17 protein-coding genes and 1 pseudogene are annotated in these 15,827 nt (G+C 60.4%); 14 read left to right on the top strand and 4 right to left on the bottom strand.

From position 1 onward, the window contains the following. Positions 1 to 177: 177 nt before the first annotated feature. The 9 genes from SAMIE_RS15110 to SAMIE_RS15070 all read left to right on the top strand — a co-directional run bounded on the left by SAMIE_RS15110 (position 178) and on the right by SAMIE_RS15070 (position 11,598). On the top strand, positions 178 to 1,374 hold the full coding sequence (locus SAMIE_RS15110; RefSeq protein ID WP_066701957.1) for an acetyl-CoA C-acyltransferase: 1,197 nt from the start codon (positions 178 to 180) through the stop codon (positions 1,372 to 1,374). A 264-nt stretch (positions 1,375 to 1,638) separates the two neighbouring features. After that, positions 1,639 to 2,358 carry a helix-turn-helix domain-containing protein gene (locus SAMIE_RS15105; protein WP_066701960.1) on the top strand — a complete coding sequence of 240 codons (720 nt, stop codon included), beginning with the start codon at positions 1,639 to 1,641 and terminating at the stop codon, positions 2,356 to 2,358. A gap of 355 nt (positions 2,359 to 2,713) precedes the next feature. Then, positions 2,714 to 4,783, top strand: coding sequence for a TonB-dependent receptor (locus SAMIE_RS15100; RefSeq protein WP_066701963.1), 2,070 nt, complete (start codon positions 2,714 to 2,716; stop codon positions 4,781 to 4,783). A gap of 88 nt (positions 4,784 to 4,871) precedes the next feature. Then, the gene (locus SAMIE_RS15095) at positions 4,872 to 6,218 is read left to right on the top strand and encodes a spinster family MFS transporter (protein ID WP_083952571.1); all 1,347 of its coding nucleotides are present in this window, start codon (positions 4,872 to 4,874) and stop codon (positions 6,216 to 6,218) included. 65 nt (positions 6,219 to 6,283) lie between these two features. Then, positions 6,284 to 7,540: an alpha/beta hydrolase family protein gene (locus tag SAMIE_RS15090; protein ID WP_083952572.1), complete on the top strand. Its 1,257-nt coding sequence runs from the start codon at positions 6,284 to 6,286 to the stop codon at positions 7,538 to 7,540. Positions 7,541 to 7,567: 27 nt separating this feature from the next. Beyond that, entirely contained in the window at positions 7,568 to 9,211 is a 1,644-nt protein-coding gene (locus SAMIE_RS15085) for a long-chain fatty acid--CoA ligase (RefSeq protein ID WP_232037271.1), read from the top strand. Between the two features lie 2 nt (positions 9,212 to 9,213). Continuing rightward, on the top strand, positions 9,214 to 9,993 hold the full coding sequence (locus tag SAMIE_RS15080) for an SDR family oxidoreductase (RefSeq protein WP_066701971.1): 780 nt from the start codon (positions 9,214 to 9,216) through the stop codon (positions 9,991 to 9,993). A 12-nt stretch (positions 9,994 to 10,005) separates the two neighbouring features. Continuing rightward, positions 10,006 to 10,629: a glutathione binding-like protein gene (locus SAMIE_RS15075; RefSeq protein ID WP_126516867.1), complete on the top strand. Its 624-nt coding sequence runs from the start codon at positions 10,006 to 10,008 to the stop codon at positions 10,627 to 10,629. A 51-nt stretch (positions 10,630 to 10,680) separates the two neighbouring features. Continuing rightward, a complete protein-coding gene (locus SAMIE_RS15070; RefSeq protein WP_066701976.1) occupies positions 10,681 to 11,598 on the top strand; it encodes an SDR family NAD(P)-dependent oxidoreductase in 918 nt (305 codons plus the stop codon). 442 nt (positions 11,599 to 12,040) lie between these two features. Here the strand turns inward: SAMIE_RS15070 and SAMIE_RS15065 are convergent, their stop codons facing one another. Continuing rightward, a complete protein-coding gene (locus tag SAMIE_RS15065; protein ID WP_083952573.1) occupies positions 12,041 to 12,493 on the bottom strand; it encodes an Lrp/AsnC family transcriptional regulator in 453 nt (150 codons plus the stop codon). 118 nt (positions 12,494 to 12,611) lie between these two features. Here SAMIE_RS15065 and SAMIE_RS15060 point away from each other — a divergent pair, with 118 nt between their 5' ends. The 4 genes from SAMIE_RS15060 (at position 12,612) to SAMIE_RS24150 (ending at position 14,520) form a co-directional block, all read left to right on the top strand. Further along, the gene (locus SAMIE_RS15060) at positions 12,612 to 12,833 is read left to right on the top strand and encodes a DUF6356 family protein (RefSeq protein ID WP_066701978.1); all 222 of its coding nucleotides are present in this window, start codon (positions 12,612 to 12,614) and stop codon (positions 12,831 to 12,833) included. A 304-nt stretch (positions 12,834 to 13,137) separates the two neighbouring features. Then, on the top strand, positions 13,138 to 13,371 hold the full coding sequence (locus SAMIE_RS15055) for a hypothetical protein (protein WP_066701981.1): 234 nt from the start codon (positions 13,138 to 13,140) through the stop codon (positions 13,369 to 13,371). Continuing rightward, positions 13,368 to 13,850 carry a MaoC family dehydratase gene (locus SAMIE_RS15050; RefSeq protein WP_066701983.1) on the top strand — a complete coding sequence of 161 codons (483 nt, stop codon included), beginning with the start codon at positions 13,368 to 13,370 and terminating at the stop codon, positions 13,848 to 13,850. The genes SAMIE_RS15055 and SAMIE_RS15050 overlap by 4 nt, the downstream gene beginning before the upstream one ends. A 346-nt stretch (positions 13,851 to 14,196) precedes the next feature. After that, positions 14,197 to 14,520 (top strand): S-4TM family putative pore-forming effector, encoded by a 324-nt coding sequence (locus SAMIE_RS24150; protein WP_369691272.1) that lies wholly within the window; start codon positions 14,197 to 14,199, stop codon positions 14,518 to 14,520. On the opposite strand, the gene SAMIE_RS24145 is transcribed toward SAMIE_RS24150, so the two are convergent. From SAMIE_RS24145 to SAMIE_RS24135, 3 genes and pseudogenes are all read right to left on the bottom strand, one after another. Further along, entirely contained in the window at positions 14,451 to 14,666 is a 216-nt protein-coding gene (locus SAMIE_RS24145; protein WP_369691270.1) for a transposase, read from the bottom strand. The genes SAMIE_RS24150 and SAMIE_RS24145 overlap by 70 nt on opposite strands. Before the next feature lie 12 nt (positions 14,667 to 14,678). Next, complete coding sequence (locus SAMIE_RS24140; RefSeq protein WP_369691271.1) at positions 14,679 to 14,981, bottom strand: hypothetical protein; 303 nt, start codon at positions 14,979 to 14,981, stop codon at positions 14,679 to 14,681. A 9-nt stretch (positions 14,982 to 14,990) separates the two neighbouring features. Next, positions 14,991 to 15,086 (bottom strand): annotated as a pseudogene (locus SAMIE_RS24135) (transposase); the annotation flags it as partial. A gap of 213 nt (positions 15,087 to 15,299) precedes the next feature. Between SAMIE_RS24135 and SAMIE_RS15040 the strand changes: the two are divergent. Next, positions 15,300 to 15,812, top strand: a complete 513-nt coding sequence (locus SAMIE_RS15040; RefSeq protein ID WP_197724639.1) for an ester cyclase — start codon at positions 15,300 to 15,302, stop codon at positions 15,810 to 15,812. Positions 15,813 to 15,827: the final 15 nt, after the last annotated feature.

Genomic DNA, 15,827 nt, shown 5'->3' with positions numbered 1-15,827 from the left:
CCGTGGCGTGTCTCAGACCCGACTTCTGACGTGTCGCAGACAAGCGAGCTCACCGAAGGCAGTTGTTGCCTTCGGTGAGCTTTGCTATTACGGATCGGTAAGAATTGCTTCGCTCGCGCCGGGATCGATCCTGTCGCTACGGAGGGTTGGAGGACATCAAGTGAAGAATATGACGCTATGAGAGAAGCTGTTATCGTTTCGACGGCACGCACGCCGATCGGCAAAGCATATCGCGGCGCCTTCAACAATACGCCGGCGCCGACTTTGGCCGGGCACGCGATCAGCCATGCCGTCCAGCGGGCGCGAATAGACCCTGCGGAGATCGAAGATGTCGTGATGGGGTGCGCGCTCCAGCATGGCACTGCATTCATGAACGTGGCGCGTCAGAGCCTGATCCGCGCCGGCCTGCCGGTGACTGTGTCGGGCCAGTCGCTCGATCGCCAATGCGCCTCGGGCATGATGGCGATCGCGACCGCGGCTAAGCAGATCATCGTCGACGGCATGGCCGTTGCGGTCGCCGGCGGAGTCGATTCGATTTCCACCAATCAGGTGCCGAAGGCGTTCGTACAGCCCGATTCCTGGCTGATGGAAAACAAGCCAAGCCTTTACATGACGATGCTGGAGACGGCTGAAATCGTGTCGGAAAGATATGGCGTCAGCCGCGAGTCTCAGGACGCCTATGCCGCGCAATCACAAGCGCGCACTGCAGCGGCCCAGGCGGCCGGCCGATTCGACGCTGAAATCGCAGCGATGACTACGACAATGGCTGTGGTCAACAAGGAGAGCGGGGAAGTTTCGGAACACGCCGTGACACTGGCCGCCGATGAGGGCAACCGCCCGGAGACGACGCTCGCAAGCCTGTCTGCGCTCGCACCCGTCTTCAGGAACGGCCAGCAGGTGAAAGAGGGCAGGTACATCACCGCGGGCAACGCGTCCCAGCTATCGGACGGTGCCTCGGCATGCATTCTGATGGAGGCGAAGGATGCCGAGCGACGCGGCCTGCAGCCGCTGGGCGCCTATCGGGGCGTGGCTGTCGCCGGTCTGGAGCCGGAGGAAATGGGAATCGGCCCGATCTATGCCGTGCCGAAGCTCCTCAAGGCCAATGGATTGTCGATGGATGACATCGGCCTTTGGGAACTGAATGAAGCCTTTGCCTGCCAGGTCATCTACTCCCGCGATAAGCTCGGCATTCCCGACGAGCGGCTCAACGTCAATGGCGGCGCCATTTCGATCGGCCATCCCTATGGCATGTCGGGCGCACGCATGGTCGGCCATGCCCTGATCGAGGGTAAGCGCCGGGGCGTGAAATATGTCGTCGTGACCATGTGCGTGGGCGGTGGCATGGGCGCGGCTGGGCTGTTCGAGGTCTATTGAGCAGGGAGGCGGCGTATCGGCGGTCGCTTCGCCAAGGTGGCCGCCAGTTGCTTTGGTGAACTGGAACGACTGGTCCGGGTGCCCTGTCCGGGCGCAATCGCCCACGCCGGGCCCGCGTGACGTCAGTCTTGTTGTACGGATCGGTTGTTATATGGTCGAATTCTCCTCGTCAGTTGCGCGACGGCCTGCTAGGTGATGGCGATGAACTTGCGTGATATGCCCCTATGATATCCATTCGTTTGATATCCGGCCGAGGTTAGGCAGATGTCTTTCAACGAAGCCGACCGGGAACCCAAGGAAGACGGTGTCGCCGCGGAGCGTAGCGCGTGGCGCCGCGATGCCGGGGCGCAGGATATCAATGCGCGGCTGGGTCAGCGGATTCGCGAGCATCGCGAGGCGCTGGGAATGTCCCTCAACGCAGCGCATCGCCTGACCGGCATTCCGGCCGCGACGCTTTCCAGGATCGAGAATAACCGCATGGCCCCGACCATGCCGCTCGTGCTGAAGCTTCTCTACGGCTTGCGTATGAGCTGGGCCGACCTCACCGCGGACCTGCCTTTGCAGATTCAGGGATCGCAGATCAGCGTGGCAGCGTCGGGCGAGGGTGAGCGGATCGAAGTCAACGGCAATGTCTATACAATCCCGCACACAGACAGCAGGCTCCGCCGTCATATCCAGCCGGTGATCTTCGATATTGGCAGCCGGACCGTCGAAGAGGCGGGCGGGCTGCGTGGGCATGAAGGCACCGAACTTTGCTATGTTCTGTCCGGCGCCCTCTTGCTGTATTTTGTTGACCGCCCGCCCGTGGAACTGGGCGTCGGTGGCAGCACGCTCTTCAACGCGGAAATTCCGCATGCCTATGTCGCGAAGAGCCGGGGGAGAACCCGCGTGCTGCTCGCGAACATCGTCGATCCGCTGATGCACAATCCGGACGCACTCACGCCGCTGATATCGTCTCTCCGCAAAAATACTGCTGACGACTAGGGCCGCTGACCGCGCCACGCGGGACTGCATGACTTCGCGTTGGCCGAGAGATGCACCGCTCTCCGCCGACGTCGCCTTTGACGATCACCGATGCCGACTGTGACACGTGCTTGCGGAACGAACCCGCCGCCGCCTGCGACCGTCGCTGCCCCCCCGTTCGTTCAACCACCGTCGAGAAGCCGCTGGCAGCCTCGGGGCTGCTTTGGCGACCGCGCCCTCATAAATGGGGCCGACGATGCAATATCGCCGTTGACTTACGGAACGGTAATGCCCATAATAATGCGGATCGGTAATGGCGCGATGTGGGTGGTTGTTACCTCCGCTAACTGAAACTTCCGAATAGAAGGGGATCGGGATGATCAATTCGTCGAAATGGGGTCTGCTGGTGGGTGCGGCTTTCATAGGCCAATTGGTCCCCGCCACAGCATCGGCCCAGGCAGTCACCGATGCGGCCGCGAGCACGCCGAACGGCGAGTCGGGCGACATCATTGTCACGGCCCGCAAGCGCAACGAGCGTCTGATTGATGTGCCCGAGACTATCTCCGCCTTCTCGGAGAGTTCGCTGCAGAAGGCTGGCATCAACAATATCGACAAGCTCGGCCAGGCGGTGCCGAATGTCGTTCTCAATCGTCGCGGCGATAGCGAACCCAATGTGGTTATTCGCGGGATCGGCTCTTTCGGTAATGTTCAGGGCGTCGGCTTCTACATCGATGACGTACAGAATTTCACGGACCAGGCGAGCCGCCTTGTCGATCTTGAGCGCGTCGAGGTGCTGAAGGGGCCGCAGGGGACCCTTTATGGCGGAAGCTCCATCGGCGGTGCGGTGAAATATGTGACGCGCAAGCCGTCCAATGAACTGGAGGGCAGGGCGTCCATTGCAGTGGGTGAGCAGTCGACCTTCAACGTTAACGGCTCGATCAATGTGCCGCTGTCGGACATGGTCGCCATGCGGGTGTCCGCCTATACCGACAAGACCGATGGCTATCTGAAAAACAACATCACCGGCATCAACAACGACAAATCGAAGGAGCAGGGCGTTCGTGCTGCTTTGCGGTTCCGGCCTTCCGACGATACCGACATCAATCTGAGTGTTCGTTACAGCTATCTGAATAATGGCGGGAACGACTATTATCTTACGCCTGCCGCCAACGCATATCGCCTGAACTCGGACCTCGATCAGGATATTTTCAACCACCGCCGGGTGTTCGGCACCATTCTCAACATCGAACAGACGCTCGGCGATATCTCGTTGACGTCGCTGACATCTTATACGGAGCGCAAGAATCGCTTCCGCTGGGACCTGGATTATAGCGGCTTGGACGGCCTGACGGCTGTGCAGCCCGATCCTGTCAAGACGAAGGTTTTTACGCAGGAACTTCGCCTCCAGTCGGACAATGCCGAGGGACTGAACTGGCTCGTCGGCGGATATTATTCGCGCGTCCGAGATCGCTCGCTTGTGCTCAATCTCGACGCAGCATTCGGTGTCGATTTTGGCGGGCCGTTCTACATTCCGGACTTCCACGACAATACGACGCTTGAGCAGACCTATGCCGGTTTCGCGACAGTAAACTACAAGGCGGGGCCGTTCGAGGCTTCGGTTGGCGCGCGCGTCAATCACAACGACTTCTTCGGGTTCAATCGCCGTATCGACACCGGGCTGCATGTCAGGGACACAGTGATTCTTCCGAAGCTGACCCTGTCCTACAAGGTCGATCCGGCGGTGATGCTGTATTTCAACGCATCGGAAGGTTATGAACCTGGACGTTTCACACTGTTTAATGAAACGCCGCTGCTGCCGTACAAGCCGGAAAAAGCGTTGAACCTTGAGCTTGGCGCGAAGGGTCAGACTGAAGGCGGCCTTCTTTCCTACGAGGTTGCGGCTTTCTACATCAAGAATAAGAACCGCCAGCTCGAAACACTCGTGATCGACGAAACCGGCGTGCCGAATGAGGCCATCGGCAATGTCGGTGACGCGCGTACTTGGGGCGCAGAATTCTCCTTCACCCTGACGCCTACGCGCGGGCTTGCCCTCAGTGCCAATGGCGGCTGGATGAAATCTGACTTTACCGCAGGCGACTTTGACGGCCTCCGGGTGCCCTATGCCCCGCGATTCTCCGGCGGTGCGAGCATCGACTATACTACCGATCTCTCCTCCACTCTGAAGCTGTCGCTGCGCACCGACATCGTGCATAATTCCGGCTTCTTCTGGAACGCGACGAACAGCCTGAGGCAGGAGTCCTACGACATTGTCGGCGCTCGTGCGGCGATAGGGGCCATCGACGACAGTTGGGAGATCGCGCTGCGCGCCGACAATCTCTTTAACGAGAAATATCACAGCGAATTGCAGCCCTTTGACGAAGATAATTTGCTGGCCCGTCGTGGCCAGCCGCGGCTGGTCGTCGCAACGGGGACCGTTCGGTTTTGACCGGATTGCCTGGGAGGATGGGCGCAGCATCGCTGCTTCTCCCAGGCACCAAGACTTCTGAAGCTGATCCCCAGGCAATGCGGGAAAGATGATGAACGCAAACAGGCAAAATGCGAAAGCTGATATGGGCGCGGCCTACGCCTGGCGAAGCGAGGCTTATGCCTGGGGCGTCGTGGCATTGCTGGTTGTGGCGTTCATGCTGGCCATGGTCGACCGAATGATCCTCACGCTGCTGGTCGTGCCGCTGAAAGCGAATTTTCTGCTTTCCGACACGCAGATCAGCCTGCTTCACGGCCTCGCCTTCACGCTGCTCTATGTGATCGTCGGGCTGCCAATGGGGTGGTTGACCGACCGATTCAGCCGCCGGCTGATCGCGGGCGTCAGTATTGCCGCATGGAGCGTAGCGACCGCGCTGTGCGGCCTGTCGAGCAATTTTGTCCAATTGTTCCTGGCCCGGATGGGTGTCGGGATCGGTGAGGCGGGCATTTCGCCTGCTGCCAATTCGCTCATCCCTGATTATTTCCCACCGTCTCGTGTCGCCCTGCCCATCACCCTCTATTCGATCGGAGGGTCGGCAGGCTCGGGGCTGGCGTTGATCTTCGGCGGGGCGGTTGTCGACTATGTCACCGGCCTTGGGGCAATTGATATCCCCTTCATGGGGACGATCGCCGGCTGGCAGGCCTCTTTCCTGGTCGCGGGGCTGCCTGGAATATTAGTCGCTGCCGCCTTCCTTTTCGTCAAGGAGCCGCCCCGGCAGGGCCGGCGGGCCGCCGCGGTCGACGCGAACGTGCCGCTTGGCGACACGATCCGGCTGGTCATGGAAAAGCGGGCGTTTCTTTTCCCGCAATTCTGTGCGTCCGCCGCCTGTGCGCTGGTCGTCCTTTCCCTGCTGGCATGGATGCCGACCTATCTGATCCGGGCCTACGGCTATACCGCTGGGGAAGCGGGCCTGCACTACGGCCTCGCGGTAGTTATCGGCGGCGTTTCCGGGCTCATCATCAGCGGATCTATTACCAATCGCCTTGCTGCGGCCGGCCGTGCCGATGCATCGGTCATTGTCGCGCTGGGATCTACGCTGCTTGGCGTCGTTCCCGCCGTGCTGGCATCAATCGTTCCCAGCAGTACTGCCGCGTTGCTGCTGTCGGCCGTGTCGGTGTTCGGTTTCGCATCGGCCATCGCGCTGGCGCCGGTCGCATTGCCCATCGTCATACCCAATGAAATGCGCGGACAGGTTTACGCGCTTTACCTCCTGACGATTTCCATCCTTGGTTATGCCGTTGGCCCGGTGATCGTCGCCTTGATCACCGACGGCGTATTTCATGACGACGCGATGGTCGGCTGGTCCATGGCCATGGTTGCGCTGATCGCTGGGCCATTGGCCGCCGTCCTTTGGACGGTTTCACGCCGGCAGCTTCTGAGGCTGACCGGCGCCTGAAGTGCCGGCCGCCGGTCGGCATCCCTTCCAACAATCCAACTTTACGCAATCTTCTGGGAGACACCATGAGCAGTAGTGCAGTAGAAATCCGCATGGCGCCTGGCTACAAGCCGGTCGGCGAGTATCGACCTGTCGGATGGATGCAATGGCCTGACAATCCGGACTATTCCTTCCAGTTCATGCGCGTGCTCGGCGCGGCGCAGGAAGGCGCCAGCACCGTCAGCGAATGTTTTCAAGTGGGAACGCGGATCATACCGGGCGACGATGAAAGCTGGTATGGTGAGTGGACGGCCATGGGCCACCGTAACAAGAAGCGGGCCGAGGAAGCGCTCGCGCAAAATTATGTGCAGACGGCGCGCGACAACTGGCTGCGGGCGGCAAACTATTTCCGCTCGGCCGAATTCTTCCTGCACCATGACGATCCTCGCCGGCTCGAACTGCTCGACCTGATCGAGGGCTGTTCGTTCGAATATTTGCGCCGCATGGAGCCTGCCGGCGAAGTCATCAAAGTACCCTATGAAGATGGGGCGCATCTCGACGCCTATTTCCTTCGCGCGCCCTATGCGCTGGACCGGCATCCCGTGGTTATCTGCTTCGGCGGTCTTGACGAGTTCAAGGACGAATTGCTGCACGAGATCACGCGCCATGCCTTCGCCCGCGGTCTTTCGCTTCTGCTTGTCGATCTGCCCGGTCAGGGCGCGACGCTGCGACGTCAGAAGCTGACGGTGCGGGTCGATACCGAAGTGCCCGTCGGCGCCTGCGTCGACTATCTTCAGTCGCGCCCGGACGTCGATCCCGATCGTATCGCGCTTTATGGCGCGAGCCTTGGCGGCTTCTATGCGCCCCGCGCCGCGAGCTTCGAGCATCGGCTTAAGGCTGTCGTTTCCGACGGCGCGATTTGGAATTTGCAGCGGAGCGTGCAGTCTTCAAATTACGACCCGACGCGCATCGCCGTGCGCCATGCCCACTGGGTCTTCGGCGTCCCCGGATACGGGACGGAGGAAGGCCTGGCTGCCTTGATGAAGAAATTTGGTGAGTTGTCGCTGGAAGGTATTCAGCAGCAGATCCGGTGTCCCTACCTGATTGCCGAAGGCGAATGCGATTTCGCGGGTTTTGAATTCGCTGTCGAATCCTATGAATATTCCAAGGCACACGGCCAGGATGTGACATTCAAGGTCTTCACTGCGGAGGAGACCGGAGCTGCCCATTGCCAGATCGATAACCCGACGCTGGGCATGGAATATATTTGCGACTGGCTCGCGGACAAGCTGGGCGTGGACCAGACGGCGCTGCCAGCCCTGCTGCTGAAGCCGTTTCGCTAAGCCTGGCGGCGGCGTCGGCCTGATAGAATGAAGATAGAAGGAGGAGCGGAGATGGCGCGCGAGGCCCAGTTTCGTCCGATGCAGCACTGGCCCCTTACGGTGGACAAATTCATCGACCATGCCGCGCGCTGGCATGGGCAGACTGAGATTGTGTCCCGCGGTAACGACGGCATGGTCTCACGGACTTGCTGGGCTGACTTGCGGCTGAAGGCAAAGCGCATTTCGAACGCTTTGCTGGCAGAGGGTATCCAGCCGGGAGACCGGGTCGGGACCTTGTCGATGAACAGTGCGGATCATCTGGCCGCCTGGTTCGGGATCATGGGCATTGGTGCAGTATGCCACACGCTTAACCCGCGTCTCGCCGCAGAGCAGCTCGAATATATCGTCCGGCATGCCGGCGATCAGATCATTTTCGCCGATGCTGAGTTCGCGCCGCTCATTTCCGCCGCCGCCGCCCCGAACCCCGCCGTCCGCAGGATCATCTGGCTCGACGGCGATGGCCCGGAAGGGCTGGGTGCGTTCATCTCGCCCCATGGGGAGGATTGCGCCTGGGGGGAGTTTCACGAGGATAGCCCGGCCGGTCTCTGTTACACATCCGGCACGACGGGCAATCCAAAGGGTGTGATGTATACCCATCGCTCCAACTATCTGCATACGCTGATGGCGATGCAGCCGGACGCGCTTGACCTTAGCGCACGCGATGTCTGGTTGCCGGTCGTGCCCATGTTCCATGCCAATGCCTGGGGGCTGACCTTCGCCGCAGCGGCGGTGGGTGCAAAGCTTGTTCTGCCGGGGCGGCATGTCGACGGGGAATCGCTCTACAATCTTATGGAGGCGGAGGGCGTGACCGTGACCGCCGGCGTGCCGACAGTTTGGCAGAGCCTGCTCAACCATATGGACGCACGCGGCGTAAATCTGGATAAGCTGACACGCGCGCTCGTCGGCGGTGCGGCCTGTTCGCAGGCGCTGTACCTGGCCTTCGAGAAGCGCAACATTCTTGTCCAGCATAATTGGGGGATGACCGAAACCTCGCCGCTGGGCACGGCCTGCACCCTGACCACCAACGTCGCTGCCCTGCCGGCCGAAGCACAGTTGCGGCAGAGACTGAAGCAGGGACGGGTTGCGATCGGCGTCGACATGCGGATCGTGAACGAGCGGGGGGAGGCGATGCCGCATGACGGTCGGTCCCCCGGCTTTCTGCAGGTCCGCGGCCATTCCATTGTCGACACATATTTCGGGGCGGGCCGCTCCGCTCTCGACGCCGACGGCTTTTTCGACACGGGCGATGTCGCGACCATCGATGCGATGGGATATATGCAGATCACCGACCGTGCGAAGGACGTCATCAAGTCCGGCGGGGAATGGATCAGCTCTGTCGACATGGAAAATGCGGTGTTGATGCACCCTGCTGCGGAAGCGGCTGCCGTCATCGCCATTCCGCATCCCAAATGGGACGAGCGCCCGCTTCTGATGGTGAAGGCCAAGCCTGGTTGTTTGATCAGCGAAGAGGATGTGCGCCAGCATCTGGCGCGGCAGTTCGCCAAATGGGAACTGCCCGACATCATCCTTTTCGTGTCGACCGTGCCGCTGGGAGCGACGGGCAAGATCGACAAGAAGCTGTTGCGCGATCGCTATGCCACGGGCGGAGTTCATGCCCTAATGGAGCTGTAGACATGGGACGCTTGGGAGCGTTGCTCAATCTTTCGGGTCGGGTCGCCGTGGTGACCGGCGGGTCGCGCGGCCTTGGCATGCAGATAGCCGAGGCGCTGGGAGAATTTGGCGCGCAGGTAGTCCTGATCTCCCGCAAGGTGGCCGATCTCGATGAGGCGAAGGACCGGATGTCGGCCAATGGCGCGAAGGTACACGCTGTGGCGGCCAACCTTGCCGATCATGGTGCCATCGCTGCGCTCGCCGACGATATCGGTGCGCGCTTCGGCCGCGTCGACATCCTCGTCAACAATGCCGGCACGACCTGGGGCGCGCCGGCGGAGGATCATCCGCTCGACGTCTGGACCAAGGTCATCGATCTCAACGTCACCAGCCTATTCCTGCTGTCACAGGCGATGGCGCGCAATTTCTTCCTCCCCCAGCGCAAGGGCGCGATCATCAATGTCGCGTCGGTGGAGGGATTGCAGGCCCATCACCCGGCGTTGCCGGGCACCGTAGCTTACAACACGGCCAAGGGGGCCGTGGTCAACCTTACGCGCGCGCTGGCGGCAGAGTGGGGGCCGAAGGGCATAAGAGTGAACGCTATTGCTCCGGGATATTTCCCCTCACGGATGACGGCCGGGACGCTTGCGCAGTGGGAGGAGCGGCTCATCGACAACACGCCGCTCGGCAAGCTCGGCGGGCCTGACGACCTCAAGGGCGTGGCGCTTCTGCTCGCCTCGGATGCCGGGGGTCACATCAGCGGACAAACCATCGTCGTCGATGGCGGCGCGGCGATCATTTGAAGGAAAAAATTTGTGAAGCTCTACTGGTCTGCCCCCATGGCGTCGCTGGCGATCCTGATTCTTGCCTATGAAACGGATATTCCCGTCGAGCTGGTGGAGATGGACGTAGACAGTCGGCGCATGGCCGATGGACGCCATCTCTCTGAAATCAATCCCAAAAACTGCATGCCGGTGCTGGAAAGGGACGACGGATCGATCATCACGGAAACGCCGGTAATGCTCGACTGGCTTGCCGCCCAGGATCCGCAGCGGCGCTTCGCCGCGCCCGCAGGCAGTGAAGAGCATCTGCGCATCAGTGAGTGGATGGTCTATTTCGCGACGGAGCAGCACAAGCTTGCCGCCCTGCTGTTCTGGGACATCGACGATAGCGCGAAGCAGGCTGTCAGAAACCGTATGGCCGCACGCTTCGCGCTTCCCGAGATATCGCTTGAGGACAGCGGCTTCCTGGTCGGCGACAGGTTCACGATTGCCGACATCTACCTGTTCATCATGGCAAGAGGTTGCCAGCATCTGATCCCTGGATTCGATCTTGGCGCCAGCTTTCCACGCGTACATGCCTTTGTTGAACGGGTCGTCACGCGGCCAGCCGTTATCCGCGCTTTGCAGGACCATGCACCCCGCGGCGCGGCGCACTGACCCCGCCAAGAAAATTTGCCGCGCGCAGCGGCAGCAGTCATGAGGAAGAAAATGTCGATCGATTTAGCAGGGCGTGTAGCCATTGTGACCGGTGCCGGCGGCGGACTGGGGCGCGCGCATGCGCTGCTTCTGGCGCGCCGTGGCGCGAAGGTGGTTGTGAATGACCTGGGCGGCGCCTCCGATGGGAGCGGAGGGTCGATCTCCGCCGCGCAGAAGGTCGTCGCCGACATCGAGGCAATGGGTGGAGAGGCGATGGCGAGCGGCGCGTCCGTCACAGATCATCTCGAAGTAGAGGCGATGGTCGCCGACGCGGTGGGGCGCTGGGGGCGGGTCGATATCCTCGTCAACAACGCAGGCATCCTGCGCGACAGGACTTTCTCCAAGATGGAGTTAGCCGACTTCCGCGCGGTGGTGGATGTCCACCTGATGGGAGCGGTCAACTGCACAAAGGCAGTGTGGGAGCTGATGCGCGCGCAGAAATATGGCCGCATCGTAATGACCACTTCATCGTCCGGCCTGTACGGCAATTTCGGCCAGTCCAATTATGGCGCGGCCAAGATGGCGCTGGTCGGGCTAATGCAGACGCTGGGTCTGGAGGGTGAGAAATATAATGTCCGGGTCAATTGCTTGGCGCCAACGGCGGCGACGCGGATGATGGAAGGGGTGCTGCCGCAGCCGATGCTGGATGCGCTGGCGCCTGAGCGGGTGAGTCCGGCCGTGCTCGCGCTGGTTTCCGAAGACGCGCCGAACCGCAAGATCATTTGTGCTGGTGGCGGCAGTTTCGAGCAGGCGAATGTGACGCTTACGGTGGGCCTGTTTATCGAAGATCGACCGGACGCAGCCGAACAATTGCTGGCAGGCCATGATATCGTGGCGGACAGGAGCGGGGAGGTAATCCCCGTCAATGCGACCGTTCAGGGGCAGGTGGAGCTGGCAAAGGGCGGGTTTGACCTGGCCGCAATGCTGTGATGCAAGTGAGGGACTGTCCACTCTGAAATCTATGACGCTGGACCCGCCCGGGCCGTCAACATTGAACGACGTTGAGGCCTCCGAGCGAGGTTTCCTATGTCGAGGCTCCCGCAGCGCATCGTCTCTATGCCTGATCCAGGCTGACCCGGTGCGTTCCGCGACCCAGTCAGATGCAGGTCCTTCATGTCCTTGCACGCACTTTGGACCGGCCCCGGCAGGCATAGGCGGCCGCGCCTCCGGCAACGGCGGTGATGAGACGCCGCCGGCTGATCGCGATGCTGGCTTTCTCGTCCAGTTGGTCGAATGCGCGCTCTTATCCTAAGAGAGGCCCAACAGGTGGATCGCGGCATAGGCCATCATGCCCAGCAGGAACAGCGACGCCGCCACGACGGTCACGACGCGCGGTCCTCGCCTTCACATCGTCGCTGGATTGCCAGCCCGGCTAAATGGGAAGCTGGCTCGTATATTTGATCTGCTCCATTGCGAAGGAGGAGCTGATGTCGAAAATCGATGTTCGCTTGATCAGAGATTTGTAGATGCGGTCATAATCGTCAATGTCGCGGCATATCACCTTGAGCATATAGTCGACATTGCCGCTCATCCGGTAGAATTCGACGACCTCCGGAATATCTGCAACGGACCGTGCAAATTCGCGCAGCCACTCCTCTTGATGCTGGTTCGTCTTGATCGTCACGAAGACAGTGACGCCCAGGTCCAGGATTTTACGGTCGAGGATGGCAACGCGTTCCTTGATATAGCCGTCGGCCTCCAGGCGCTTGATTCGCTTCCAGCAGGGACTCGTCGACAGGCCGACTTCTTCTGCCACCTCGGACAAGGGGAGAGACGCGTCGCGTTGCAGGGATCGTAAAATCTTACGGTCGAGTGCGTCGAGCAATATTATCCTCCGAAGTGGATGATACCGAGAACATATTAATGGCAGATTCCGCAAAATGCCAAAAATTTGGAAGCAATTTTTGCCGCTGGTATCATAAACCGGGTCCAACGGAGGACCTATGATCAAACGGCATTTTACCGGACACCCCGCGACGGTCGGAGAAAGCTATGGACAGCATCTGTGGCACTCCATGTCCTTTGCCGCGGCGATGCTGGCAGGGGCCATTGTCTGCTTTGTCCACGCGCTGATCCCGTCAATGTTCGAACGGACCGGCAGCGGCATTATTCAACGCCTGCATGAACGGATGGTGAGCAACAGGAATCGTCAGCACGAGGTCTGAGCGCCCGCGTGCATGATTGCGCATATCTCCTTCAGCGGCCCAGTTGCGCCGGCAATCCCTTTTAAGTCAGGGCGCGCCTCTTGATGAATGGAGATCGGCCGCCTTTTCCCGAGGACGGGCGGGATACCAAGATCAATAATTTCCTTCCATTTCGCTCTTGACTCGCGGACGTTATCGCCTTTATTACGGATCGGTAATTCCAGCATAGCCCTCCATCGAGTTCCGATGGGCATGGCGGATAAAGCCTATGCGATTGGCGTATGCTGGAGCGTCACTTCGCTTAAATCTTGCAGGACATTTGATCATGAACATCGATCTTTCCGGCCGCGTCGCCATTGTAGCGGGCACCGGGGGCGACCTTGGGCGCGCCGCCCAGGTGCATGTCATTCTGACCCAAGGTACGCCCGAAAAGATTCTCGCCCGCATGGGGGAGGTTGGCGACCGTGCCGGACAGATCGCGCCCGGCAGTAGAACAGCGCAGGGCCAAGTCGAACTTGCCGACGCTGGCTATGTGGCGGTCGCGTCTGTGGGGGCATGAGCGTGAGCATGGGGATGGAGCCAATAGCGCTCAGCGCATATCGCGCGCTTGTCGGACAGGAAATCGGCGTGTCGCGCTGGTTCGAAATCGACCAGGCACGCGTAGATCGCTTCGCGGACGTGACCGAAGACTGGCAATATATTCATGTGGATCCCGTTGCCGCAGCCAATAGCCCGTTGGGCGGCACAATCGCTCATGGCTATCTGACCCTCTCGCTGCTGACGCCCATGGCGTTCGATGTGCTGCCTTCGGTCGCCGGTGCCGAGATGCTGGTCAATTATGGGATGAACAGCCTGCGCTTCCTCAGCCCGGTGCCGGTGGGCAGCCGCATATGCGGCCGCTTCCAGTTTCGGTCGCTGGAGCGGCGCGGCGACAGGCAATGGCGGTCGGAATTCGGGGTTTCGGTAGAAATTGAAGGGGCAAGCGCGCCGGCGTTGGTCGCGGAGTGGGTGACCCTTACCATGATGCCACCGCAATGATCCGCCCGCTGACCACCCGTTACCGCCGGGTGACGGGTGGTCATTATGTTCGCCGAGCAAGCTCTGTGTTTGATCCCATGGTTTGAGGTGGGATCGTGTCGTTGGCCTCGAAGGAAGCTATATAGGGCTTGTACCTCACGGAAGCGCCGCAAACACGTCGGTGGTCGCCGACCTTGCCGTGCACGACCGCGCTCAGCATATCCCTATTCGATCGCGTGCGCCGTTCATTGACCCCGGCCTTGATGTAGTTGCCTATGTCCCGCTTGACCCTAGCGCATATCTCGGAGCCAAGTAGCGGAAAGGGCATGATGATCGTGCGGCATGACACGTATTCGGGCTTGTCCGACTGATTTTGCGCGATGCTTTCCGACAGCGTGATGCCGCCGACGCTCAGAAACTGGCCCGCGCAGAGGCCGAAGCATTATGGGAACTGGCGCTCGCGGGAGGTTGTGACGACAGCGAATGCGAAAGACAGTCGCGCAAATTTCAGAACAGCATATTTCAGTGCAGAACCAGCAATCCGCTGCTCCTGCCTTTTGTCTATCGTTGGCTCCCATCCGGAATGGAGATCGACATTCGCCTAGGGTCAGGACTCGTTGATCAGAGCCAGAAGATGACGGTGGCAGCGAGGGCAATGGCCGAGAAGAAGGCGTTGGGGCACCGGTCGTAGCGCGTCGCGACCCGCCGCCAGTCCTTGATGCGGTCGAACATGATCTCGATCCGGTTGCGGCGCCTGTAGCGACTTTTGTCGTATTTGACGGCCTTGTTCCGGGATTTACGACCCGGGATGCAGGGGGTGATGCCCTTTTCCTGCAAAGCATCGCGGAATCAGTCGGCATCGCCGCGATCGGCAAGCCGCCATTGGCTTTGGGAAGTTCGTCCAGCAAGGCCGCCGCACCGATGTAGTCGCTGACCTGACCTGCGGTCATAAAGAAGCTGATCGGCCGACCATTGGTATCCGTCACGGCATGGAGCTTGGTGTTCATGCCGCCTTTCGTGCATCCGATCGGGTGTTCCGCGCCCCCTTTTTTTCGCAAAGCTCGATGCCGTGCGGTGTACCTTGAGATAGGTTGCGTCGATCATCACCGTCGTGCGTTCGGATGCCTGAGGCGCTGCCAGACCTTCCATCATCCGGATGAAAACGCCCTTGTCACACCACCGCTTCCAACGGGTGTAGAGCGTGTTGTGTGGTCCATAATCCTTCGGTGCGTCGCGCCACCGCAGCCCGGTTGCGATTGACGAAAATAATCCCGCTCAACACGCGGCGATTGTCAACCCGGTGTTTGCCGTGGCTCTTCGGAAATATGGATCAAGCCGCGTCATCTGCTCGTCCGTCAGCCAATATAGGTCGCCGCTCATATCCAGTCTCCTCACGGAGCCTGAAGCAGATCGGAGCGCTCAGATCAGTGGGTCCTGACCATAAGCGTCACAATCGGCAGCGATCGTGTAGTGGCCGGCGTCATCGCCCAGGCAGGCTTTGGCAGCTTCGTGCTGGCGGTGACCGACGCAAAACCGTTACAAGTCCACCGAGAGCATTGGCAGCAGGAAGATCCGACGATGAATGAGTCATCACAGCAAACAGCCACAGCCAGCATGTATGCGCGATATATCGCGTGCCTGAATCGCCGTGCCTGGAGCGAGCTCGGCGAATTCGTGGCCGCCGATGTGGTCCACAACGGGCGCATGCTTGGGGTGGATGGCTACCGGGCCATGCTTGAGGGGAATTTTCGAGACATTCCGGACCTGTATTTCAACGCCGATCTCGTCGTAGCGGATGAAAGTCACGTCGCCTCACGCCTTCGGTTCGACTGCACGCCCATCGGACAATTCATGGGTGTTCCAGTCAATGGGCGGCGCGTGGTCTTCTACGAACATGCTTTCTACACGTTGCGGGCAGGCAAGATCGCAGAAGTTTTATCGGTCATCGACAAGGCCGCAGTCGAAGCGCTGATGCGGCCGTAACAAGCCTGCTCCACC

It is taken from the genome of Sphingobium amiense, from assembly GCF_003967075.1.
Lineage (GTDB): Bacteria > Pseudomonadota > Alphaproteobacteria > Sphingomonadales > Sphingomonadaceae > Sphingobium > Sphingobium amiense.
This window is presented reverse-complemented; position numbering and strand designations above follow the sequence as displayed.